Raw genomic sequence first — 23,723 nt, forward strand, 5'->3', positions numbered from 1 at the left:
GTCCACCGCTGCTCTGGTCCCTCGTCAAACGCGAGTGTGAACCTGATGCGGCGATACCACCAAACGCTCGACTCGCCTATCAGAGCCTCCTGACTGCCCGCATTGCTGGCAATGAGACCAGCCATGACGAAGTAGACGTTCTTCGGTACGGGTGGCGTGCGCGAAGATCCTGTGGGAACGGAGTTCTCGCGGCAGTTCGATCCTATTCTCGCCGGGCGGCGACGCGTTCTCGTGCGGTTGCGGCGGCCTCGGCGACGGAGCCGCGATGAATCGGCCCATGTCCGGGCAGGAGAATAGTCGGCGTTCAACTCTCCGATGATGCGCAGCGACTCCAGCGGCCGCGGTGCGGTCGTGGTCGTGGTCGAACCACTGCTGCCCCTCCACCTCGATTATGTGGACAAACCTCGCGAGTCAAATCTCGGAATGCCGGTACGCCCGCACCGAGGGGAGTCTTAGCGGCTAGCCGTAGGTAGTGACCACCCGGGAATTCCTGCTCTGCTTCTCACGATGACCGTTTTCTACGCGTAGGCGGTTTCGTGTTGGGGCCAGAACACTTCGGCGAGCAGCGCCCGCATCAGATCGACGTTCATTCCGGGTGCGCCGGTGAGGAGTTGAATCGCGGCGCCGTCGACGAGGGCGGTGAATCGTGCAGCGAGCTTGAGGGGATCTCGGTAGCCGACGATGCCGGCCTGTTGGGCGTTGGTGACGACGGTGTGGACCAGCGCTCGCCACCGTTCGTAGAGATTGTTGTGGGCCGGGCGGAGCGCCGGAACCAAGATCGCCTCGGTCCAGAACTGGACCCAGACGGACCATTCGTTGCGCACTGCCGGATCCACGGGGAGCTGACTGTCGATTAGATGGCGGATTTGCGCGGTCGGGTCGTCGCGGAGCTGATCGAGTCGAGCCTGCACGCGCAGAAACATGCGTTCGGCATAGTGCTGGAGCGCCGCGGTGAGGACGTCGTCTCTGGTGGGGAAGTAGTAGTGCACGGCTCCGGTGCTGACGTCGCAAGCTTGTGCGATGTCCGCGATCCGGACGGAATGGAAACCATGGGTGGCAATCAGCTCGGCCGCGGAGTCGAGGATGCGCCGCTCCGGTTGCAGCGAACCGACGTCGGTGTCATTGTCCTGCCGGCCGGTCAGTAGGTAGTCGGTGGAGAGTCCGAGGGCATCGGAGAGAGCGGCGAGTTCGGTCGGCTTGAACGTGCGGGTTCCGGCGAGTGATTTGGACAGCTTGTGGGGGGCCAGCCCGATCTCGGCGGCGACACTGCTCTGGGTGCGTCCCGACCGCGTGATCGCATCCCGAATCCGATTTCCGTTCACATATCGAATTTACATCGCAACTCAGGTTCGCGAGATCCGCCGCGCCGCCGCCGCCGAGACCGGGGATCGATAGCCCCGCTCCTACGGTTTTCCTGTGCCGATAAAAACGCTTTGAACTGCAATAATCTACTAAGAACCGGCGGACGCTCCCCGCTGTACGCCGACAGGGGGTTGACAGCGGCTGAGAGCCCGCTCACACTAGCGACTAACTGATGCGTCAGATTGTTGCGATTGTTCGTGAGGAACGGTCCGAAGAAACCTGACTGGAGAGTTTCTGTGTCAACACCCTTGGAGTCGCCGAGCGGCGACACTCCCTCTGCCCCCGCCCACCGTCGAAACGGAATCGAGCGCCGTTCGATCGATTACGTCCCCCGCTCGGAACGTCACGGTAAGGCGTGGCATCTGTGGCCCGTGTGGTTCTGCGGTGATGCGCATCTGACGACGCTGGCCGTGGGCGTCATCGGGGTGAGTCTGGGAACGAATTTGCTCTGGGCTTCCATCGCGATCCTGGGCGGTTGTGCGTTCGGAACCTTGTTCATGGCGGCGCATTCGGCGCAGGGCCCGCACATGGGTTTGCCGCAGCTCATCCAGTCCCGGCCGCAGTTCGGGTATGTCGGTGCCCTGTTGGTGTTCGTCGTGGCCATCGCGACGTACATCGGGTACAACGCGTTCAATCAGATCCTGGCCGGGCAAACCTTCCACGATATTCTCGGTTTCGACGCGGACCGGTCCGCGCTGGGATTCACCTTCTTGGCCATGGTGATGGCCTTCCTCGGCTACTCCTGGTTCCACAAGCTACAGCGGTACCTGTCGTTCATCCTGATCGCCGCGATGCTGATCTTCACCACGAACGTGCTGCTCTTCGAAAGCTTCCCCGACGGCCAACTCAGCTTCGACGGATTCTCGGCAACCGCCTTCCTCGCCCAGTTCTTCACCGCCGCCGCCTATCAGCTGAGCTGGGCGATCTACGTCTCGGACTACTCCCGATACCTGCCGGCGAAGGTCGACACCCGCGCGACGTTCTGGTGGACCTACCTGGGGGCAACCATCGGCGGCTCGTGGATGATGCTGATCGGCGCCGCGGTGGCCGCGATGTACCCCGAACTCAACGTCGCACAAGCGCTAGTGGAAACGGGCAACCACGTTTTCGGGGGGTTCGGTGAAATCCTCACCGTCCTAGCCGTGATCGGCCTGATCACCAGTGCCGCCCAGAACTTCTACGGCTCGTCGTTGACGATCCTCAGTGCCGTGGACTCGGTGCGCCCGATTAAAGCCACCCTCCTCAAGCGACTGATGGCGCTGCTGGTGGCCGGCGCCGTCGCGATCTTCATCGCCAAGAACGCCAACGACGACTTCATGACCGAGTTCGGCAGCTTCCTCGCCATCATGCTGTACCTGTTCACGCCGTGGACGGCCGTCAACCTCGTCGACTACTACTTCGTCCGCAAGGGTCACTATTCGATCCGCGAAATCTTCAACCCCCGAGGAATGTACGGGCGCTGGGACTGGCGCGGGATCTCCTCCTACGCCCTCGGATTCACCGCGATGATCCCATTCTTCGTCACCGTCTGGTGGTCCGGCCCGATCGCCGAGACGCTCGGCGGCGCCGACATCGCGATGCTGCCCGGCCTCGTGGTGGCCTCGGTCTTCTACTACCTGGTGTGCCGCAACCTCGACCTCGACGGCGAACGCGCCCTCATCGCCCGGCTCGATGCCGGAATCGACGACGACGGAGCCGACACAACCACAACCACCCCTGACTCGGCCGTGAACGCACCACTCGATACCGGCCCGGCCGATCCCACCGACGCACTCCCGACCCGATAGCCGCGCCCCGGCACCACGAGCCGTCCCGCCCGCGCCCAACGACCTCTCCCACCTCCTCGAAGGAAACCATCATGTCCGCCCACCGCACCCGCATCTACGTGCACGGCCAATGGGTTCAGCCGATCAGCGGTTCGACCACCACCGTCACCAACCCGGCCACCCTCGAACCGGTCGGCACCGTCCCGTGTGTCCTCGAACCGGATGTCGACCTGGCCGTCGCCGCCGCACGAAGTGCGTTCGAGTCGTGGAGCCGAACCCCGGTCGCCGACCGCACCGCAGTCCTGCGTCGGGTTACCGAACTCCTCCGCGAGGCCGCGCAGGAGATGGCCGAGGTGATCACCCTGGAGATGGGGGCACCAGCCGACTTCGCGCGCAGCGAGCACGTGGACCTGCCCCTGACCATCATGGACGACTATCTCGACGAGTTGTCATCGGACGCGCTGTTCCAGAGCACCCTCGACAACTCGTTGGTGGTCCGCGAGCCGGTCGGTGTGGTCGCCGCGATCACGCCCTGGAATTTTCCGCTCTACCAACTCGTCATCAAGGTGTTTCCGGCGCTCGCCGCCGGATGCACAGTGGTCGCCAAACCCAGCGAGCTGACCCCACTGTCCACCTACCGGTTCACCGACATCCTTCACGCGGCGCGGCTGCCCGCGGGGGTGTTCAACCTGGTGCCGGGCAAGGGCTCTGTTGTCGGGGCGCACCTGGCCTCGCACCCCGACGTCGACCTGGTGTCGTTCACCGGTTCGACCAACGCGGGGGTGGCCGTCTCGACCGCCGCGGCGCCGACCGTCAAACGGGTGGCACTGGAGTTGGGGGGCAAGTCCGCGGCCGTGATCCTGCCCGGCGCTGATCTCACGGCCGCGGTCGAGGCGACCGTGACCAGTTGCTTCTGGAACACCGGGCAAACCTGCAGCGCCCTGACCCGCTTGGTGGTGCCCCGCGCACAGCACAACGAAGCGATCGCGGTGGCCGTGCAGACCGCGCAGACCCTCGCCGCGGACATGGGCCCGGTGATCAGCGCCGACCAGTTCGCCTCCGTGCAGGAGCTGATCAGCTCCGGCATCGCCGAGGGCGCCGAACTCGCCTGCGGCGGACAAGGTCGTCCGCCGGGGCGGGGCGAGGGATATTACGTGCGTCCCACCGTCTTCGGGAATGTCTCCAACAAGATGCGGATCGCCCAGGAGGAAATCTTCGGGCCGGTCCTCACGGTCATCCCCTACGACACGGTCTCCGAGGCCGTCGACATCGCCAACGACTCCCCGTACGGCCTGTCCGGGGCGGTGTGGGGACCGGACAACGAGACCGCCCTCGACATCGCGCGGCGGCTGCGCACCGGCCAGGTCGACATCAACGGCGGCCCCTTCAACCCCAGAGCCCCGTTCGGTGGCATGAAGCAATCCGGGGTGGGCCGGGAGTTGGGCGTCTTCGGGCTCGAGGAGTACCTCGAACTCAAATCGATCCAGTTCCCGCTGTGAACTCGCCACCTCGTCAGAAACGATTGGAGACAACTATGGACGTCACCGCAGCGGTATTCCGTGAACCGGGACAGCCCTTGACCATCGAAACGCTGCAACTGGCCGGACCCGGTCCCGGCGAAGTGTTGGTCAAGGTCGTCGCCAGCGGCATCTGCCACAGCGACCTGCATGTGGTCAACGGCGAGTGGTCGTCCCCGGCACCGCTGGTGCTCGGCCACGAGGGCGCCGGCATCGTCGACGCCGTCGGCGACGGGGTGACCACGGTGTCCCCGGGCGATCACGTCGTCCTGTCCTGGATGCCGTACTGCCGCCGCTGCCACTACTGCCTCGCCGGGCGGCCCAACCTCTGCGCGTTGGTCGAGTCCACCGCCTACAACAGCGTGATGCTCGACGGCACCACTCGGCTGTCGCAGGCCGGCGAACCGGTCTACAGCTACCTGGCCACCGCCTCCTTCGCGAACTGGGCCGTGGTCCCCGAAACCGCCGCGATCCGCATCCGCGACGACGCCCCCCTCGACAAGGTGTCCCTCGTCGGTTGCGCGGTAGCAACCGGAATCGGTGCCGTCGCCAACACCGCCCGTGTCCGGATGGGATCGTCGGTGCTGGTCGTCGGCTGCGGCGGGGTGGGCCTGTCCACGATCAGCGGTGCCGTGATCGCCGGCGCCGGACAGGTGATCGCCGTCGACATCAACGACTCGAACCTCGAGCGGGCCCGCACGCTCGGTGCCACCCACACCCTCAACAGCCGAACCGAGGACGTGCTGGCCGCCCTACCCGGAATCACCGGGAGCGCAGGTGTCGACTACGCCTTCGAGGCGATCGGACTACCGACGACCATCGAACTCGCCTACGACGCACTCGCCCCGGGCGGCACGGCCGTCGTGGTCGGCCAGGTCGCCGAGGGGAAGAAGATCACCATCGACCCCTTCGTGATGTCCGACCGCGAAAAGACCCTGACCGGAAGCAACTACGGATCCTGCCGGCCCCCGGTCGATTTCCCGAAGATCGTCGACCTGTACATGAACGATCGACTGCCGCTCGACTCGTTGATCGAGCGCACCATCGACATCGGCGAGATCAACAAGGCATTCGACGCCATGGTTCGCGGCGAAACCGCCCGCAGCATCATCATCCACCAACACTGAGCACCGGCCCGGCGCCACACGCAGGTCAGTGGCCACGCCCATACCAAAAGCCTGAACACCCCGCCACCCTGGCGGACGCGTCTGCCCATCGCAGGTCAGCGTCGTGCCCGTTTTAAGAACTATGAGGTGAATTCGGAAGTGAACCGAATACCCGGCCGAGACTTCTCGGCCCTGTTTGACCCCCGATCGGTCGCCGTAATCGGGGCGAGCAACGACCACAGCAAGTACGGCAATTGGCTCAGCGCCCAAGCCCTGCGCATGAAGGACCTCAGGTCGGTGCACCTGGTCAACCGGCGTGCGGAGCCGGTACTCGGTTATTCCACGGTCGCCGCACTCTCCGATGTGCCCACCACCGTCGATCTGGTGGTGATCACGGTGCCCGCCAACGGCTTCGAGGACGCGGTGGACGATGCGTTGGCCGCCGGGGCGAAGGCGATCGTGGGTGTGACCGCCGGCTTCGCCGAGCTGGGCGAGGACGGGCGCACAACCCAGAATCGGATCGTTGAGCGTGTGCGCGATGCCGGTGCGATGCTGCTGGGTCCGAACTGCCTCGGCGTCTCCGACTCGACGACCGCACTGACACTCGCCTCCAACCCATTACCCGCCGGTCGGGTCAGTTTGCTCTCCCAGAGCGGCAACATGGCACTCGAACTCGCCGGGTTCTTCGGCCGCCGCGACCTGGGCTTCGCCCGGTTCGTCTCGCTGGGTAACCAGGCCGATGTCACGGTCGCCGACTTTATCGACGCCTGCGCCGACCACGACGGCACCGACCTGATCGCCGTCTACTGCGAGGACTTCGGCGACGGCCGCGCCGTTGTGGCCGCCGCCGCCCACGCCCGCCGCCGAGGAAAGCCGGTCGTTCTGCTGACCGTCGGCGGGAGCGAGGCCTCCGTCCGCGGGGCCCGCTCACATACCGGAGCCCTCACGACCAGCTCGGATGTCCTCGATGCCGCATGCCGGCACGCCGGCATCTACCGTGTACATACCCCGCGCGAACTCGCCGACGTCGCGGCGATGCTCCTCACCTGCCAATCCCAGACCGTCAGTCGAGTCGCCGTCATCGCCGACGGCGGCGGCCACGCGGGGGTCGCGTCCGACGTCCTCGAATCCGCCGGGCTGACAGTCCCCGAATTCTCGGCGCAAATTCGGCAGCAACTGCGGGCGGCACTCCCACCGTCCGCCGGGGTCAGCAACCCGATCGACCTCGCCGGCGCCGGCGAACTGGACATCACCTCCTTTGCCGCCATCCTGGACACCGCATTGACCGGCCCGGAGATCGATGCGGTGGTCGTCACCGGATACTTCGGCGGCTACGGCGACTACGGTGACACCCTCGCGCAGGGAGAGATCGACACCGCTCATCGCATGGTTCAGCTCGCGCACCAACACCACAAACCCGTTCTGGTGCACACCATGCGGCCGAGCAGCGCCGCGGCGACCGTCCTCACCGCTGGGGGCATCCCCGTCTTCGAGGCGATCGAGGACGCCGCCCGCACCCTAGGCGCCCTCGTCGACGTCCCGCCACCGGCATCGACACCCGGCCCGGTCGGGTCGGCGCCGATGCTGACCTCCGACGGATACTGGGACGCCCGCGAGCTGTTCCGGGACGCCGGCGTCGACTTCCTGCCTGCGCATCTGGTCCACACCCGTGCCGAGGCGGTCGCCGCATCAGATGCGATCGGGTATCCCGTGGTGCTCAAAGCCATGGGGTTGCTCCACAAATCCGACGCCGGCGGCGTGGTCCTGGGCCTGCGCACCGCCCAGGACGTCGAGCGGGCCTTCGACGCAATGGAGCGCTCACTCTCAGCGCCCGGATACTGCGTCGAAGCGATGGCCGACCTCGACGCCGGGGTGGAGCTGATCGTCGGGGTCCAAACCGATCCACGGTTCGGGCCGATCGCCATGGTCGGGATCGGCGGTGTGTTCACCGAGGTCCTCGCCGACGTAGCCTTCGCGCTCGCCCCCATCGACTCCGTTGCGGCCCGCCAACTCCTGGGCCGTTTACGTGCGGCAACCCTGCTGCACGGTGTCCGCGGTCGGCCCCCCATCGACCTCGATGCCGCCGCCGAGGCCATCGCCGCCATCACCTCGGTGGCCGCCGAACACCCCGAGATCGCCGAACTCGAGGTCAACCCTCTGCTGGCGACCCCACGCGGGGCAGTCGGCTTGGACGCTCGAATCATCCTCACAAACAACATGATCGACAACCCTGAAAGGACTTCCTAATGGATTTCGGATACACCCCCAAGCTTGCCGAGCTGAAGGAACGCGCTCGCGCGCTGACCGAGACGATCATCCCCTTCGAGCTCGAGTGCGAACAGAACAACGGGCTCACCGCACAGGCCCATGCGACGATCAAGCAGGCCGTCCTCGATTCCGGGCTGCAGGCCATCAACACCCCCACCGAGTACGGCGGTGCCGGCCTGAGCGTGCTCGAACAGGCCGTCGTCCAGGACGAGCTCGGCAAACTCACCAACGCCCTGTGGGACACAGTATGGCGGCCTGCCAATCCCCTCGCCCACGCCACCTCAGAGCAGATCGAGCGCTACCTGATCCCCGGTGCCCGGGGTGATCGCCGCGATGCCGTCGCCATCTCCGAGGCGAACGCCGGCTCCGACTTCTCCAGCGCCGTCACCACCGCCAAGCCCGACGGGGACGGGTACCTGATCAACGGCGAGAAATGGTTTGTCACGGTCGGTGACGTCGCCGACTATCTGATCGTGCTCGCCAATGTCGAACCCGACAACGCTCCCACCATGTTCCTGATCGATGCCGATACCCCCGGGGTGTCGATCAAGCACATTCCCCGGTTCACCCACACCTTCGTCTACGAGCACCCCGAGTTCACCTTCGACAACGTCCGAGTCGGCGCCGACGCCGTCCTCGGCGAAATCGGAGAAGGCCTCGAACTGACCCGGGACTGGTTCACCGAGGAACGCCTGATGATCGGTGCCCGCACCATCGGCGCCGCCGAACGCGCCCTGACCCTGGCCGTCCACTGGGCACGCGACCGCGTCCAAGGCGGACAACCACTGATCAACCGTCAGCTCATCCAGGGCATGATCGCCGACTCCGTCGTCGACATCACCACCAACCGGGCCCTCACCCATCAGGTCGCGTGGGAGTTCGACCATGCGGACCTCACCGACCCGGCCGTTCGCAAGACGCTGCACGCCAAGGCGGCAACCGTGAAACTGGCTGCCTCGGAGGCCTCGAACCGGGTCGCCGACCGTGCCGTCCAGATCTTCGGCGGCCGCGGATACATTCGCGACTACCCGGTCGAGCGGCTCTGGCGCGAACTACGAGTCGACCGCATCTGGGAAGGCACCTCCGAGATCCAGCGACTGGTCATCGCGAACGAAGCCAACAAGCGCGGACTCGACAAGCTCCTGTCCTTCCCGCATCCGGTCTGACCCAGCGTCCACCCGTTCTCCACCCCACGATCTCGCCTCAGGTGTGACGTAGTTCCTTCAAAAAGGGAGGCAGCACGAGGGCCAAAGTTCGGGCTGATCACCCTCTTCCCCACCCAAGGGCGGGATACCCTAACGACACCGCAGGTTTCGCTTCACGCTACCGGCCGCATCCTCGCTCCCCTATTACAGGGGCTTTCGACACTGGGCTCCGACCCGACCCGACCCGTTCCCAGACCGAGCCGCCAGTCTGCTACCGGGCCTCCTGGCAGCTACCCGGACCGGACTTCCACCGGCAAGCGACGAAGAGCTTACGAACACGACAAGATCGACTACCTCGAACTCAGAGCCACTCCTCTCGAGTTCTGCTGGACGCACCCCAGATCGGATACAGCCGGGGACGTTTGCGGGTGAAGCAACTTCGTCGCCTCCATCCCGTCCGATCTCCGGCAGCGCCCAAAGGGCGTTTCCAAATCCCAGGTCGGCCGGTTGATCGTGCGCCACATCCCCGACCTCAACCACAAGATCAACGATCAGGGCAACGTTGTTCGACACCTGGCGCTTCCACACCTTCTTTGCCACCGCCACCGACCTTGACACCGTCGGCGCGGGCAATGCGCACCGTCAGCACGCCATCATCGAGCAGGTCCACGCGGACCTGAAGAACTCCGCCCTCGCTCATCTACCCTCGAAATCGTTCGCAGCGAACGCCGCGTGGCTCGTGTGCGCGGTGATGGCATTCGACCTCACCCGCGCCGCCGGGACTCTCACCGACGTCCCTCAAAGCCACCACCGCCACGATCCGGCGGACCCTAGTCTCGGTCCCGGCGCGGATCGCGTCCTCCGCACGGCGGTTGACGTTGCACCTGTCGAAAGACTGGCCTTGGGGAAGAGTATCTCGCAGAACACGGTCGCCGAGCCGCGAAACCGGCACCGTTGCCGATCACCGCCGACGACGCCGTGGACCAGAGGTCACGCCACAATCCGCAGGGGGTTCTCGAGCAGGTTGGTGAGCGTGGCAAGGAACTGGGCAGCAAGCGCACCGTCGATGATGCGATGGTCGACAGTGATCGTGTAGCGCAAGCGCTTGTGGGTCACCACCGTGTCTCCATCCAAGGCAAGTTCATCGCGCGCGGCGCCGACCGCGAGGATCGCGCCCTGGGGTGGGTTGATAATCGCGGTGAAGTGCTCGATTCCATACATACCGAGGTTGCTGATCGTGAAAGTTCCATCGCTCATGTCCGCTGTCGTCAGCTTCCGGTCCGACGCCCTGCTGACAAGATCTCGCGTGATGGCGGATATCGCGGTAACGGCAGTGCGGTCGGCGTCCCGGACGACGGGGACGACGAGCCCAAGAGGAGAGGCCACAGCGATGCCCACGTGGATACGCTGGTGGATGAGGGTCTGCCCGCGCCCGTCGGAGGCGTAGGAGGCGTTCACGCCGGGGTGGGCGCGCAGCGCGAGCCCGACGGCGCGGACGAGGATGTCGTTGACGCTCACTTTCTCGCTCGTGTCGGCGTTCGCGTGGTTGACCCGGGCGCGCAGTGCCATGAGTTCGTCGACGTCCGCGGACGCGGTCACGGTGAAGGTCGGGGTTGTGGTGCCGCTCTCGGTCAACCGAACGGCGATCGCCTGGCGTGTGCCGTCGAACGGAACCGGATGCGGTTCGCGGGGGTCCGATCCAACTGGCGGAGGTGCCGATGCGGCAGAGGGTTCCACCTTCACCGAGGTCGTAGATTCGGCGAGGGGGGCATCGAGGTCGGCGCGGACGATGCGTCCGCCCGGGCCGGTCCCTGAGACTGCCGCGAGGTCGATGCCGCGTTCCAGAGCGAGCTTGCGCACCAACGGAGTCGCGGGGCGGCGCTCCGAATGTCCGTTGGACATCGACGCCATAGGCGTCGCATTCTGCTTCTGAGGCTCCGGCTGACCAGTCGACCTGTCTATGTCCGATCCCTGTTTCCCGTTAGGCTCGGCGGTAGGGCTGGCGGCCGGAGATGAATCGACTCCAGTCGGCATGGCGGCAATGCCAGTCGGCGTGTCGCTTCCGTTGTCGAGTCGGGCGATTGGTGCGCCGATAGGGGCGTTCTCGCCCTCAGCGACGATTATCTCGACCAGGGTGCCGGCTTCGTAGGACTCCTGTTCCATGATGGCTTTGTCGGTCTCGATCTCGACGAGGAGATCTCCAGGGGAGACCGTGTCGCCAGGCTTCTTGTGCCAGGCAGAGATAGCGCCTTCGGTCATGGTGTCGGAGAGGCGTGGCATGAGGATTTCGATCATTATGGTTTCCTCTCAGCGGCGCCGGGCGACGGCGTCGAGCGTTTCGCGGATGGCGGTGATCGCGTCGTCTGCCGAGGGCAGTGCGGCGGTTTCGAGGGGCTTGGCGTACGGGAGGGGGACTTCGGCCATGGCGACTCGTCGGACGGGAGCGTCGAGCCAGTCGAATGCGCCGTCGGAGATGGTCGCGGCAATCTCCGCGCCAATACCGTAAGTGAGCCAGTCATCTTCGAGCACGACCGCGCAGTTCGTCTTCTTCACTGAGGCGATGATCGTGTCTCTGTCGAGCGGGCGAAGGCTGCGCAGATCTACGACCTCGACGTCGGTACCCTCTTCGGCGAGCCGTTCGGCAACCTGGAGGGCCACCGCGGCCATACGCGAATAGGCAACGATGGTGATGTCGGCACCCTCGCGGGTGACGGCGGCCTTGCCGATCTCAACAGGCTCGTCGTGGTCGGGGACCTCGCCGGTAGTGTTGTAGAGGGCAAGGTTCTCCAGCACGAGTACCGGGTCGTCGTCGCGGATCGCCGCGAGCATGAGCGCCTTCGCGTCGGCCGGGGATGAGGGGGCGACCACCTTCATGCCGGGAACGAAGGCGTAGTACAGCTCGATGTTCTGCGAGTGGGTGGCGCCGAGCTGCTGTCCGCCGCCACCGGGGGTACGGATCACCATGGGCACGCAAGCCTGGCCGCCGAACATGCCGTAGATCTTTGCGGCGTGGTTGACGATCTGGTCCAGCGCGAGCAGGGAGAAGTTGATCGTCATGATCTCCACTACTGGCCTCAGCCCCAGCATCGCCGCGCCGATCGCGGCGCCTGTGAAGCCCTCCTCGGCAATCGGTGTGTCCCGGACCCTCTTAGGGCCGAACTCATCGAGCATGCCCGCAGTGATCTTGTAAGAGCCTTCGAACAGGCCGATCTCCTCGCCAATCAGGAACACACTCTCGTCGCGCAGCATCTCGCTGCGCAGTGCGTCGTGCAGTGCCTGGCGGTAGCTGATCACGCTCACTGGTGCACCTCCGCGACCTTCGCAGAAATCGGTCTCGGTGGTGCGGGAAACAACGCGCTGCCAGGCAGGCGGCGCGAGTCGTTCGGGACCGGAGTGGCGTAGGTGTAGTCGAACAGCGTCGCCGCATCCGGATGCGGACTCGCATCTGCGAATGCGACCGCAGACGCGACCCGCTCCATCACTTCGGAGTCGAACTGGGAGATGAGCTCATCGGTCAGCAACCCCTGCTCGTGCAGCCGCACGGCGTACCCCGCCACCGGGTCGGCGGCCTTAAGTGCTTCTGCTTCTTTGACACTGCGGTAGCGGGCCGGGTCGACGACCGAGTGTCCCTTCAGCCGACCCGACACGGCCTCCAGCAGGTACGGCTCACCCTTCCTTGCACTGGCCAGCGCGATCTGGGCCGCCGCATGCACCGCAACAGGATCGTTGCCATCCACCCGGGCCGAGGCCATTCGGTAGGACGCAGCGCGCTTGTGCAGCTCCGGCTCCGCTGAGGACTGCCCCACTGGGGTACCCATGCCGAGCCCGTTGTTGACGACCGCATAGACGATCGGCAGCCCCCAAAGCGCTGCGATGTTCAACGACTCATGGAACGCGCCGATGTTCGTCGTACCATCGCCCATCAGACACACCACCGCCTCGGAGCCGCCGCGGTAGTCGATCGCCAGCGCCGCACCGGTCGCCAGCGGCACCTGGCCGCCGACGATCCCGTATCCGCCCATGAACCGAGAGGCGATGTCGAACATATGCATCGACCCGCCCCACCCACGGGACACCCCGTCGGTCCGACCGTAGAGCTCAGCCATCACCCGCGCGGGGTCGATCCCGCGGGCAATCGCGTAGCCGTGTTCCCGATAGTTCGTGAACACGTAGTCGTTCGGGTCGAGTGCCGCCATGAGTCCGGCGACGGTGGCCTCTTCACCGAGGTTCAGATGGCAGTAGCCCCCGATCTTTGCCTCTGTATAGGCACGGGCAGCCCGCTCCTCGAAGCGACGGATCAGCACCATCTGCCGGTAGAAGTCCAGCCGCTGCTGATCCGTCAGAGTCCCGGCAAGGGGGAAGCTAGCTGTCGCGCGTCGAGTCGACGCGCGGGTGGCCTTGGTTATCGAGGGCATCGTGGGTTCTCCTTCTCGCCTACATGAACCGCAGCCGTGAGCCGATCTGTCCGGAAGGACCCACGACTGCGGGGTCGCCGCTCGGCCTCGACGGTGCGCGGGCAACGGCAACCACAGAATGAAACGAAACACGGTTCATTATAGTATGTACTCGAATCGTTGTTGAATCGGAGGAGTGGCAAATGGCTACCGAAGGCGTGGCGGCGACCCGGAAGAGAGGGCGTCCGACCGAAGCGGAGCGCGCGCAGCGGCGCGACGACATCCTCAATGTGGCGGTGCAGTTGTTCGTTGCTGGCGGGTTCGCGCAGGTCACACTAGACGATATTGTCACCGAGGCGCACGTCACCAAACGCACGATCTACGGCTACTTCGGGGATCGCTCCGAGATTTTTCTGGCCGCCGTCGAACGGCTCCGACACCGCACACTGGGTCAGCTGGCCACTGGGGAGAGCCTTGAAGAGCTCGCGACCAACATCGTCTCCACTCTGCATTCTGACGAAGCAATCGGGCTGCACCGGTTGATGATCACAGAAGCCCACAGCTTCCCCGACCTTGCAAAGCGCTTCTACCGAGACGGACCCCAGGCTTACATCGCTGCACTGGACGCGCGGCTACCCGCACCAGACCCCGACTTGGCGCAGTCGGTGTTCGCCCTTCTTCTCGGCGAACCTCACAGACAACGCCTGCTTGGGCTGCGCGCGGCTCCCAACCTCGAGGAGGCTGCAACTCAGGCGGGAATCGTACTGCGCCGCTTCGGACTCACCCAAGATCGAGCGAGTGATCGCACGCATTCCCGCCGCTGACAGCGAACGCCCCTGAAGAGCAACAATACCCGCGTCCGGGACTGTCCGAATCGCGATAGTGTTTGCACAAATCCGGCTCGAGAGAAGTCGAGCGGTCACCGGCGGTCGTAGTGCCCCATTGACTGTGCCTCGAAGCCAAGGTGGTGAGTCCTGGGTACTAGTGTCCGTTCCTTAACCGGCCAGGCCACCAACAGCGCGGCCATCGCCAAATAACTACCGCGAGTTCGTAACCGCGCAAACGGTAGCACGCGCTCAGCGACCCTTTGCTCATAACGCAGCTAGACGATCGTTGCTGCGGTGAGTGGGTGTTTTAATATTGGACGTCACCCACATCACATCTTTCGGATCGACTAGCCGGAGCGTCATATGATCGCCGCGCACTACCCGCCGTCCGGCGGCGACGCGGGCTGGTGCTCCGACCTCGCCAGCCAAACCCCTGTGGTTGGCGAGGTCTTCACACTTCGGCGGTTCGACTTGACCCGAAAAGGGACCGTCGATGGGAACCCGCCTTTCCGCGCCACGGGATGGCGGGGTTCCACTCCCTATCGAAGCTCGAAGCACCTGACTCAGCGATGGGGCGCCGCTACGGTGTCACGGCGGTCGCCTGTGGCGACGCCGTTCACGTCGTTGAGCTTCCACCGCGTGAACTCGTGACGATGTGCGGTGGGTGATCTCGAGCAGCGTCGAAATGTCGGTGTGGCCCTTGCGCGTGTCGGCTCTCCCATGCCCTTCCAGTTCCGCCGCTACCTCCCCTGCAAGGACGCTTCGATTGTCGGCGAACAGAGCTAAGCGGGTGCCAGGCAGCGCGGCGCAGATCATCGTCGAATTGGTCGACTATCGGGGGTCTATTTACCGCCAACCGAGTTCGCGGTGACCTGCGGCCCTGGGGCGGCGCGACCCTGTCCGCGGTCGCCGAATTCCCTCCGGCAGATCCGGGAACAAGACCCAACCGGCGGCCCGCGAGGTGCTGCACCCGCCGCTCTGCACTTGGTGGCGGTCCTCGGCGAGCACGCCGCCGAACTCGACAGCAGATCCGCGACACCGACCGCCCATCCCCACTGCAAGCTTCCCGGGCTGCGTCACGGCAGCCCGAAGCAATCGACGACCGCATCGGCATGCTCGCCGACTACACCGGCGACCGCGACGCCCTTGCCCATGCTCGAAGACCACGACATCGCCCGCCGGCGGGGCGCCGGCTCGGTCCGCGGACGACCCGGTGCTGCCCGTCGCCACCAACGTCCGCACCCGCAGGCGCCTGGCAAACGGGAGTCTCTGTCGCCCTGTACCAGCGACGGCTTAGATGGGACCTCGCTCGGGTCGAAGAACAATTGTCCAGGTTGCAATCTCACATAGGGCCCTGGTTTCGCCGTGCGGAACGCTTCCCTAGCAATCTGTCTCAGACTGAAGGAGTCTCCACAGCATTCATTTCCATACCGAAAGAGGGACTTATGCGTGCGATTCCGGTACTGGTTCCCCAGGGGACTGGCTTGTCCGAGTCGCTCGTACCCTTCGTGGAAGTACGGGGTGTGTCGAAGCGCTACCCCGGCGTTCTCGCGCTCGACAACGCGAGCGTAGCGATCCATCCCGGCGAGGTTCTTTCATTGACCGGGGAGAACGGGTCGGGCAAGTCGACACTGGCCAAAATTATCGGTGGTGTCGAGCAGCCTGATCGGGGCACGATCGTAGTCAACGGCGTCGAGAGAAAGATCGCGAATCCCGTCGCAGCGCGTTCCTTGGGCATAGTTATGATCAGCCAGGAACTGACCTTGGCGCCACAGTTGTCGGTGGCTGAGAACGTCCTGATGGGACGGTTGCCCCGGACTAGTCGGCGCACTGTCGACTGGCGGGAGATGCGGCGTCGCGCTCGTAAGGAACTCGATGCCCTCGGGGTAGACGTCGGTGTCGATGTTCGGGTCGGCGATCTCAGCGTTGAACTGCAGCAAGGGATCGAGATCGCGCGAGCGGTCTCCGCGAAGGCGCGACTGCTGATCCTGGACGAGGCCACCAGTTCGTTGTCCGAACCCGCTACAGACCGCCTCCTCGAACTCGTCCGTGAGCAAAGCGAAGGTGGCACGGCGGTGATAATGATCTCTCACAGGATGCCCGAGCTCTACTCCACGGCGCATAAGGCCACCGTCCTTCGCGACGGCCGGACGATCGGGACGGTGCCGCTACCCGAGACGCCTGAGCAGAACCTGGTCCAGATGATGGTCGGCCGCGAACTTACCGACTATTACGGTCGGCGGGATGTGACCCCAGGCGACATCGTGCTTCAGGTCCGTGACCTAGCCTCAGCCGATGGCCGGCTCAAGGCCACTTCGTTCGATGTTCGCAGCGGCGAAGTGCTTGGTATCGCTGGTCTAGTTGGCTCAGGCAAGGCCGAACTCGGGTTAGCGCTCGGTGGAGCCATTCCAGCGACCGGTGACATCACCGTTAACGGTCAGCCACTAAGGCCAGGTGATCCGCGACGCTCCTCGTCAGCCGGAATCGGGTTCGTGCCTGATGATCGGAAACGTTCCGCTCTATTACCGACGAGGAGCGTCGCGGAGAACATGAGCTTCCCGTGGTTGCGAACACTCACACGCGCCGGGATCGTGCCCGTTGGTGAGGAAATGCGCCGAGTTCAGTCTGCGCTCTCGGAGTACGGAGTCAAGACTTCCTCGTCCAGCAAGCGAATTACATTGCTCTCCGGCGGCAACCAACAAAAGGCGATCCTCGGGCGGACCTTCGCACTTGGTTTCCCGGTTTACATACTCAGCGAGCCGACGCGGGGAGTCGATGTCGGTTCCAAGACTCAGATCTATGCGTTGCTCCAGAGACTCGTTGAGCGGGGTGCTGCTGTGATCGTGATTAGCTCCGAACTTCCAGAGATCCTCGGATTGGCCGATCGCGTGCTCGTCTACTTCCAGGGGGCAGTGCACGGCGAGGTCTCAGGTGAGGCGCTCACGGAGACGGTCCTCAACGACATCGCTATCAGCGGTCACATCCACTCCGAGCAGGTGCTCTGATCTGCGCGGATCCCAGCTGCACTCGCCACCCGAAAATTCTTGGAACGAAGGATTCACATGAGCCAGCACACCGACAGCGAACCGCCAATCACCGAACAGTTGTCACAGACGAATCCAACCAGCCGTAGGCCACAGGTTCTGGGGGTAGTTGCGCGTGCGGCCAGTCGTAACACCGGTGTGCTCGCCGGTTTGGCCGTGCTGTCTATCTTCATGACGTTGACTCAGCCGGTCTTCCTGACCTGGGGGAACATCACGAACATCGTGGGGGCAAACTCAGTGGTCCTCGTGTTAGCCATCGGCGCCACATTCGTGATCATCTCTGCAGGGATCGACCTCTCTGCTGCCTCGGCAGCGGCTTTGGCAGGGATGTCATTCGGCGTCTTTCTCAATCTCGGATGGGGCGCTACCTCGGCCGTTTCCGGAACGCTCCTGGTCGGTCTTGTCCTAGGCCTGATCAACGGCGTGCTCATCGCCTATGCCAGGGTCCCCTTCTTGGTTGTCACATTGGGCACGTTGTCCATCTTCGGCTCCCTGGCACTGGTGTTGAAGCAGGGACAGACGATCAACACCTTCTCTCTTCCCGGCTTCCAGCCGGTCTACCGCTTTGTTTCGGGTGAGGTTGCCGGGATTACATACCTACTCATCTTCGACATGCTTGTGGTCTCATGCGCCGCCTTTACGCTGAGGTACACCTCCTTCGGTCGGGCTGTATTCGCGGTCGGGTCAAATGCCGAAGCTGCCCACCTCAACGGGATCAACATCGCACGAACCGTTCTCTCCATCTACGTCCTCGCCGGTATGTTCGCGGCGCTGGCATCGCTCATCCAGGTGGGCCGTCTCACTGGCGCCAGTCCCAATATCGACGCGAACCTGCTGCTCACCGTGATTGCGGCCGTACTCATCGGGGGCACAGCATATTCCGGTGGCGAGGGCGGTGTGGGCGGCACAGTGTTGGGAGTACTGTTTCTCGGCGTTATCCAGAACGCCCTTACTCTCAGCGACGTCTCAACGTTCTGGCGCGGAACCGTCAACGGTCTGGTCCTGATCGCAGCAGTCACCTTGGGTGTGGCCCGCCAGCACGGTTGGTTCGCAAAGCTTCGACCAGCGGCGATTGGCTAACTCGGCGATCCATGCAGGGCACCGCAAGGCAGTCGTTTTCCCCTCCAACCGAACCCACGAGGAACGACAACACTATCTCGTTCCCACTGTCCCCACACTTGAGCCAGACCGCGATCCCGCTTCAGTAGGCAGAAGGTCGCCGACGAATCGCATATCGGTGATGTAAACCCTGTCGCGAGAAGGTTTACACGATGCTGCGGTCACCACCATCCCGGAACTCAGATGCAACCGGCCGCACCTTGTCCGCCGATCGACAAGCTCGGATCAGAGGCCGACGCGGATCCGCTATAAGCGCGCCGAGTGGCGCTATACCAGTGAAAGGTTCGACAATGACCTTGCGAAAGACGATCCTGGCTGCCGCGGCAGCGGCAGCAATGGTGCCCATTAGTGCCTGCGGCTTCTCGGATTCCTCGGGAGGAAGCTCGCAGACTGTCGCGTACTCCAACCCTGTGGCGTCTCAGCCGGCACAGTACGTTCTGAACAACGCGTTCGAGTCAGCGGCGCACAGCCTTGGCTGGGACGCGAAGATCTATGATGCGAATCTCTCTCCGGACACGCAAGTCTCGAACATTCAAACCATGATCCAGACCCAGGCCGACGCGATCGCAGTGTGGACGCTCGATGCCGGCGCAATGGGGGGAGTCTATGCGCAAGCCAAAGAACAAGGCATACCGATCATCGGTGTCAATTCAGATGATGATGGGATCACGACCACCGTGTGGTGGGAGTCCTTCATGTGCGAGGCTCCTGATGCACCGTTCAAGCGGGCTGCGCAGTCAGTGGCCAAGGAGCGTCCGGGCGCGAAGGTGATCGTATTGGGTGGGCCACCGGTTCCTTCGGTGCAGAAGAACGCATCCTGTTTCACCGAGGCTGCAGAGGACGCCGGGTTGGAGATCATCAACCGGACCGACAACGTCAAGGACGACTCGGCCAACGCATTGGCGTTGACCTCAGATCTTCTGGCGAAGTACCCCGATGTCGACTTCATCTGGGCGTACAACGACCTGACCGCATTGGGTGCATCGTCGGCGGTGACTGCCGCTGGCCTGAAGGTTTCCGATGGCCAGAGCCCGGGTGTGATCATCCACGGCACCAACGGTGACGCCGATGCTATTCAGGCTATTCGGGAGGGGCGTCTGACCGGGACCTGGGACCCCAACAACGTGGCTAGCGGTATGTCGATCATCAAAGCCGTCCAGAACATCCAGAAGGGCAATACCGACGATCTGATCATCAAGTCGACGTTCTGGGATACCAGCAACATCGACAACTACGTCGACTCCGACAAGGTGACCTATGACCTCGATGACCTCCCGCTCGTAGCCCCCTGACCTCCATTCACTGAGGACAGCGGGTGAGTGAGGAATGCAGTAGTCCTGGCGTATGACATTCATTGGGGCAAAACATGTTTGACGCAAGATCATCAATCATATCGGGGCAGCCATCGATGTGCTTGATGACGTCTATGGCGGAGGAAACTACCCACAGCCACACGGGTTCTGCACTATTCGACCGTGTCGCTTTAGGTCGTCGGATTCTGAGTCTGCTCGACGACCCATGCGGCGACCTGGGTTCGTGAGGTGAAGCCGAGCTTGGACAGTATGTGCTCCACGTGTCCCTGGGCTGTGCGGTCCGAGATGACCAGTCTTTCCGCAATTGCCTTGTTGGTAAGTCCCTCCGCGACCAAGTCGGCGACTTGCCGCTCGCGTCGAGTCAGATTCACCGCATCGCTGGATTGCGCCTGTGCCACTCGAGGCTTCTTGCCGAGTGCATACGCGACGGCGTCCTCATAAATCAGCGCATTGCCATGGTGGAAATTCTTCTTGAACTCTCGTTCACCGAGGGCTCGCCGAGTACGGCGCTCGCATTCTTCTTGATACACGAGCATGTCGGGAAAGCTGACCGTCGGTCCCCCCATAGAACGCCACCAGCCTTCGGCAGCGCCCAGTAGGACAGCAGCCCGCGCCTCGTGGTGTTGGTCGGCCTCGATCCATGCCAGGGTCTGAAGGCACCGTGCGGCACCCGCGGGATCGTCCACTGGACGTGTCAGCCGTACGCCCTGCTCGAGCAGTGCTGTCGCGCGATCCGCCTCGCCCTTCGCCCACAGTGCCAATCCGGCAGCCAACGACGACCGCCCGCGGTACACAGTCTCTCCGCGTCTTTCTGTGACTGCGAGGATTTCCTCATGACACGAAATAGCTCCGACCGTATCACCCAGCAGTCCGTAAGCCAGCCCAAGACCGAATAGGCTAGCGATCCGGCGGAGCGGGTTGCCGTCTTCTTGGGGCGCTGTGAGGGCCCGCTTGTAGTCGGCGACGGCGCGCGACGGATCGCCACTGAACAGAGCCATACACCCAGCGGCATACCCAGAGAGCGCGGACTGCGACGAGGTACCCGGTTGATCGGCGACGTCGTCGCCCTCGGCCAGTAGGGCTCTCCCGGCCACCACGTCGCCTTGCGTTCCGGCGAGCACACTGTCCGCGTAGAGAGCTTTGACTCGGTACGCTGAAGATTGGCCGTCGTCTACGGCTAGAAGACGGTCGAGCCAGAGCCTGCCTTCGCTGTGAAGTCCACGCGAGAGCCAGAACGGAAATAGCGCTCCGGCAATTCGCAGACCGACGTCAGCCTCCCGCGGATCGTCCAGACAGAATCGAAGAGTGTCACGGAGATTCGGCTGTTCTCGCTCGAGACGAGCGATCCATTCCAACTGGTGGGGGCTAATCCATTCAGCCTCTGCCTGCTGCACCAATTGCTCGTACCAATCCCGGTGGCGCCGTCGGAAGACCTCGTACTCACCGCTGGTCTGCAGTTTCTCCCGGCCGTAGTCGCGCAAAGTTTCGAGTAGCCGGTACCGAACCACGGCGCCTGGCTCCTCCCGGATCAGGATTGACTTGTCGACGAGCGATGCCACCACATCAAGCATGTCGGCTGATGGGAGGTCGTTGGCACAGATGGCTTCTGCTGCATCCAATTCGAAGCTGCCGGCAAATACCGAACATTGGGCCCACAATTGCTGCTCGCGCGGTGTGCACAACTCGTAGCTCCAGTCAATGCACAGACGCAATGTCTGCTGACGCGAGGGCGCACCGCGATTGCCCACGCTCAGGAGGCGGTAGCGGTCTGTTAGACGGTCGAGGATCTGCTGTGCGGACATTGCCCGTAATCGCACCGCTGCCAGTTCAATCGGCAGCGGGAGACCGTCCAGTCGCTGACAGATCTCGGCCACCACGCGCTGGTTGTCCTCGGTGAGATCGAACCCAGGGACGGCGGTCGCGGCTCGCTCGGTGAACAGGGCCACCGCCTCGTATCGAGGAAGCCCGCCAACTGATGTCGAGCGGTCAACATCGGGAACCGCCAACGGCGGCACCCTCATCGAGACCTCTCCACCGATGCCCAAAGGTTCACGACTCGTTGCGAGGACCCGCAACCCCGGGCAGCTCCGCAATAACGATTCGACCATGCTCGCGACCTCTTTGACCAGGTGCTCGCAATTGTCGAGCACCAGGAGCAGCCTCCGGTCGGCGAGGTAGTCGGCCAGCAGGGTCAGCGGAGGGTCGGCCGATTGCTCTCGCAGTCCGAGGGCCGCGAAGACGGCGCTCGTCACCAGCATGGTGTCCCGGACTTCACCCAACTCGACTAGCCATACGCCTTCCGGGAATGCACGCCTCGAGTCGGTGGCGACGCGAAGCGCGAGCCGGGTCTTGCCGACGCCCCCGATCCCAGTCAGAGTCACCAGCCGGTATGCAGACAGCATCTTCTTCGCCTCGGCGCGTTCGTGTCGCCGACCGACGAAACTTGTCAATTCAAGAGGGAGGTTTCCCGATCTGCGTCGTTTGCCAGATACGAACGGCCCATCTCGAGCGGGAGGCGTGGTCGAGGCATTCAGGGTGGACGTCCGGGGCACTTGTGAGTGTTCCGTCGGACGGCCGGCGGGCGACGCCATTGTCGGCTGATCCGTTCGCGCCGTGTTGTTGCTCGCAGGCACTGCCATATCGTCGACTCGGCAGTCGTGGTGCCGCTCAGCGGCACGGAGTTGATCGCCGAAGGCCGCGGCGGTGGGAGGGCGATCATTCGGATCGCGTGCCATAGCCGACTCGATCGCCGCGCTGACATCGTCGGGAACATCTTGTTCTCGTAGGTCGGGTAACGGTTCGGTCGTAATCCGCAGAAACTGGGCGACCACCCGTTCACCGCTTCGGCGCTCGAACGGGGCGTGCCCTGTGAGCGCGCAGAACAGCGTCGCGCCGAGGCCGTAGATGTCGGAGGCTGGGCTTGGTGACTGGCCTGCCAGGACCTCTGGGGCAGTGAAGGCCGGAGATCCAGTGATTGTTCCCGCCGTCGTCTCGAAGGCTCCGGCCATGTGGGCGATCCCGAAGTCGGTCAACTGAGGCTCGTCATACTCAGTGAGCAGGATGTTGGCAGGTTTCACATCGCGATGGAGAACATCACGTCTGTGAGCGGTCTCCAGCGCGCCGGCCACCTTCACGCCTAAATGAAGCGTGTCGTCCCACCCCAGTGGTCCGTCTTGGCGGATCCGCACATCGAGCGAATCTTGGGGGTGGTACGGCATCACGATGTACGGCAGGCCGCTGCTGGTTGCACCGGCTTGCAAGATGGTCACTATGTTCGGATGTTCCGACAGCCTGCCCATCGCTTGCTGCTCCCGCAGGAACCGCTCGAGGTTCTCCGGATCGAGAAGGGAAGTGAGGACCTTAACGGCTACCGTCCGGCGGAGGGAAGGCTGTCGGCAACGGTAGACGACACCAAATCCACCGTGCCCAATCTCGATCGGATCTTCGAATCCGGCCGCGGCTAGTTCCGACGCTGCTGCAAGCGTTATGTCACGTCGTGAACCAATGGAGTTGAGTTCGGCCATCGAAATCTTCAATCCTGAGCTGTGCGGGTGCCCTGCCCGCAGCGTACCTCTCGCTGCCCTGCGAAACGGCCCATACATTCAAGACGACATTCACGCGTCTTGAAGGGCTCGCTGTCCGCCTTGTACGGCGACGCGCGATCACCGCCACATTGCGGACCAGCTGGTCCCTTTACAGATCACGTCGCGCAGGCACAGCGGTCTGCGGCTGAACCGCCACACCGCCCGAGAACACACGACTCACGCGCGATGACAGCGAACCTCTCGTTCCAGTCGATGAGGAGATCTTGATAACCGACCGGTCCGGCCGCGTTGGCCTCGCCGTCGGCGATGCGCGATGC

The 23,723-nt window shown here is 63.9% G+C and carries 14 protein-coding genes and 1 pseudogene; 10 read left to right on the forward strand and 5 right to left on the reverse strand.

Annotated features, from left to right (window positions below; all coding sequences use genetic code 11):
• Positions 1–518: 518 nt before the first annotated feature.
• Positions 519–1,322, reverse strand: coding sequence for a TetR/AcrR family transcriptional regulator (locus RJ1_RS18370; protein WP_083400240.1), 804 nt, complete (start codon positions 1,320–1,322; stop codon positions 519–521).
• A 276-nt stretch (positions 1,323–1,598) separates the two neighbouring features.
• Between RJ1_RS18370 and RJ1_RS18375 the strand changes: the two genes are divergently transcribed.
• The 6 genes and pseudogenes from RJ1_RS18375 to RJ1_RS18400 form a co-directional block, all read left to right on the forward strand.
• Positions 1,599–3,149, forward strand: coding sequence for a purine-cytosine permease family protein (locus RJ1_RS18375; protein ID WP_205415321.1), 1,551 nt, complete (start codon positions 1,599–1,601; stop codon positions 3,147–3,149).
• 71 nt (positions 3,150–3,220) lie between these two features.
• Positions 3,221–4,627: an aldehyde dehydrogenase family protein gene (locus tag RJ1_RS18380; RefSeq protein WP_073362298.1), complete on the forward strand. Its 1,407-nt coding sequence runs from the start codon at positions 3,221–3,223 to the stop codon at positions 4,625–4,627.
• Positions 4,628–4,662: 35 nt separating this feature from the next.
• Complete coding sequence (locus RJ1_RS18385) at positions 4,663–5,772, forward strand: Zn-dependent alcohol dehydrogenase (RefSeq protein ID WP_073362300.1); 1,110 nt, start codon at positions 4,663–4,665, stop codon at positions 5,770–5,772.
• A 138-nt stretch (positions 5,773–5,910) separates the two neighbouring features.
• Positions 5,911–7,998 (forward strand): acetate--CoA ligase family protein, encoded by a 2,088-nt coding sequence (locus RJ1_RS18390; RefSeq protein ID WP_073362383.1) that lies wholly within the window; start codon positions 5,911–5,913, stop codon positions 7,996–7,998.
• Complete coding sequence (locus tag RJ1_RS18395) at positions 7,998–9,185, forward strand: acyl-CoA dehydrogenase family protein (protein ID WP_073362302.1); 1,188 nt, start codon at positions 7,998–8,000, stop codon at positions 9,183–9,185. The genes RJ1_RS18390 and RJ1_RS18395 overlap by 1 nt, the downstream gene beginning before the upstream one ends.
• A gap of 480 nt (positions 9,186–9,665) precedes the next feature.
• A pseudogene (locus RJ1_RS18400) lies at positions 9,666–10,195 on the forward strand (transposase); the annotation flags it as partial.
• Here RJ1_RS18400 and RJ1_RS18405 read toward each other — a convergent pair.
• The 3 genes from RJ1_RS18405 to pdhA are packed head-to-tail and all read right to left on the reverse strand — an operon-like array spanning position 10,155 to position 13,579.
• Positions 10,155–11,459: a dihydrolipoamide acetyltransferase family protein gene (locus RJ1_RS18405; RefSeq protein WP_083400239.1), complete on the reverse strand. Its 1,305-nt coding sequence runs from the start codon at positions 11,457–11,459 to the stop codon at positions 10,155–10,157. The pseudogene RJ1_RS18400 and the gene RJ1_RS18405 overlap by 41 nt on opposite strands.
• Before the next feature lie 12 nt (positions 11,460–11,471).
• Positions 11,472–12,455: an alpha-ketoacid dehydrogenase subunit beta gene (locus RJ1_RS18410; RefSeq protein ID WP_205415329.1), complete on the reverse strand. Its 984-nt coding sequence runs from the start codon at positions 12,453–12,455 to the stop codon at positions 11,472–11,474.
• Positions 12,456–12,460: 5 nt separating this feature from the next.
• Complete coding sequence (gene pdhA, locus RJ1_RS18415; RefSeq protein ID WP_073362306.1) at positions 12,461–13,579, reverse strand: pyruvate dehydrogenase (acetyl-transferring) E1 component subunit alpha; 1,119 nt, start codon at positions 13,577–13,579, stop codon at positions 12,461–12,463.
• Between the two features lie 182 nt (positions 13,580–13,761).
• Between pdhA and RJ1_RS18420 the strand changes: the two genes are divergently transcribed.
• The 4 genes from RJ1_RS18420 to RJ1_RS18435 all read left to right on the forward strand — a co-directional run bounded on the left by RJ1_RS18420 (position 13,762) and on the right by RJ1_RS18435 (position 19,840).
• Complete coding sequence (locus tag RJ1_RS18420) at positions 13,762–14,382, forward strand: TetR/AcrR family transcriptional regulator (protein ID WP_073362307.1); 621 nt, start codon at positions 13,762–13,764, stop codon at positions 14,380–14,382.
• Positions 14,383–15,869: 1,487 nt separating this feature from the next.
• Entirely contained in the window at positions 15,870–17,390 is a 1,521-nt protein-coding gene (locus RJ1_RS18425) for a sugar ABC transporter ATP-binding protein (RefSeq protein ID WP_073362388.1), read from the forward strand.
• A gap of 57 nt (positions 17,391–17,447) precedes the next feature.
• Positions 17,448–18,509: an ABC transporter permease gene (locus RJ1_RS18430; RefSeq protein WP_083400237.1), complete on the forward strand. Its 1,062-nt coding sequence runs from the start codon at positions 17,448–17,450 to the stop codon at positions 18,507–18,509.
• A gap of 329 nt (positions 18,510–18,838) precedes the next feature.
• Positions 18,839–19,840, forward strand: coding sequence for a sugar ABC transporter substrate-binding protein (locus RJ1_RS18435; RefSeq protein WP_240319548.1), 1,002 nt, complete (start codon positions 18,839–18,841; stop codon positions 19,838–19,840).
• Positions 19,841–20,031: 191 nt separating this feature from the next.
• On the opposite strand, the gene RJ1_RS18440 is transcribed toward RJ1_RS18435, so the two are convergent.
• The gene (locus RJ1_RS18440; RefSeq protein WP_073362312.1) at positions 20,032–23,385 is read right to left on the reverse strand and encodes a protein kinase domain-containing protein; all 3,354 of its coding nucleotides are present in this window, start codon (positions 23,383–23,385) and stop codon (positions 20,032–20,034) included.
• Between the last annotated feature and the right edge of the window lie 338 nt (positions 23,386–23,723).

The organism is Rhodococcus jostii NBRC 16295 (assembly GCF_001894825.1).
Classification (GTDB): domain Bacteria; phylum Actinomycetota; class Actinomycetes; order Mycobacteriales; family Mycobacteriaceae; genus Rhodococcus_F; species Rhodococcus_F jostii.

Bases quoted from the DNA above. Each gene is read 5' to 3' on its own strand.
- RJ1_RS18395 (WP_073362302.1), top strand. From the start codon at position 7,998: ATGGATTTCGGATACACCCCCAAGCTTGCCGAGCTGAAGGAACGCGCT.
- RJ1_RS18420 (WP_073362307.1), top strand. From the start codon at position 13,762: ATGGCTACCGAAGGCGTGGCGGCGACCCGGAAGAGAGGGCGTCCGACC.
- RJ1_RS18380 (WP_073362298.1), top strand. From the start codon at position 3,221: ATGTCCGCCCACCGCACCCGCATCTACGTGCACGGCCAATGGGTTCAG.
- pdhA (WP_073362306.1), bottom strand. From the start codon at position 13,579: ATGCCCTCGATAACCAAGGCCACCCGCGCGTCGACTCGACGCGCGACA.
- RJ1_RS18435 (WP_240319548.1), top strand. From the start codon at position 18,839: ATGACCTTGCGAAAGACGATCCTGGCTGCCGCGGCAGCGGCAGCAATG.
- RJ1_RS18385 (WP_073362300.1), top strand. From the start codon at position 4,663: ATGGACGTCACCGCAGCGGTATTCCGTGAACCGGGACAGCCCTTGACC.
- RJ1_RS18430 (WP_083400237.1), top strand. From the start codon at position 17,448: ATGAGCCAGCACACCGACAGCGAACCGCCAATCACCGAACAGTTGTCA.
- RJ1_RS18405 (WP_083400239.1), bottom strand. From the start codon at position 11,459: ATGATCGAAATCCTCATGCCACGCCTCTCCGACACCATGACCGAAGGC.
- RJ1_RS18440 (WP_073362312.1), bottom strand. From the start codon at position 23,385: ATGGCCGAACTCAACTCCATTGGTTCACGACGTGACATAACGCTTGCA.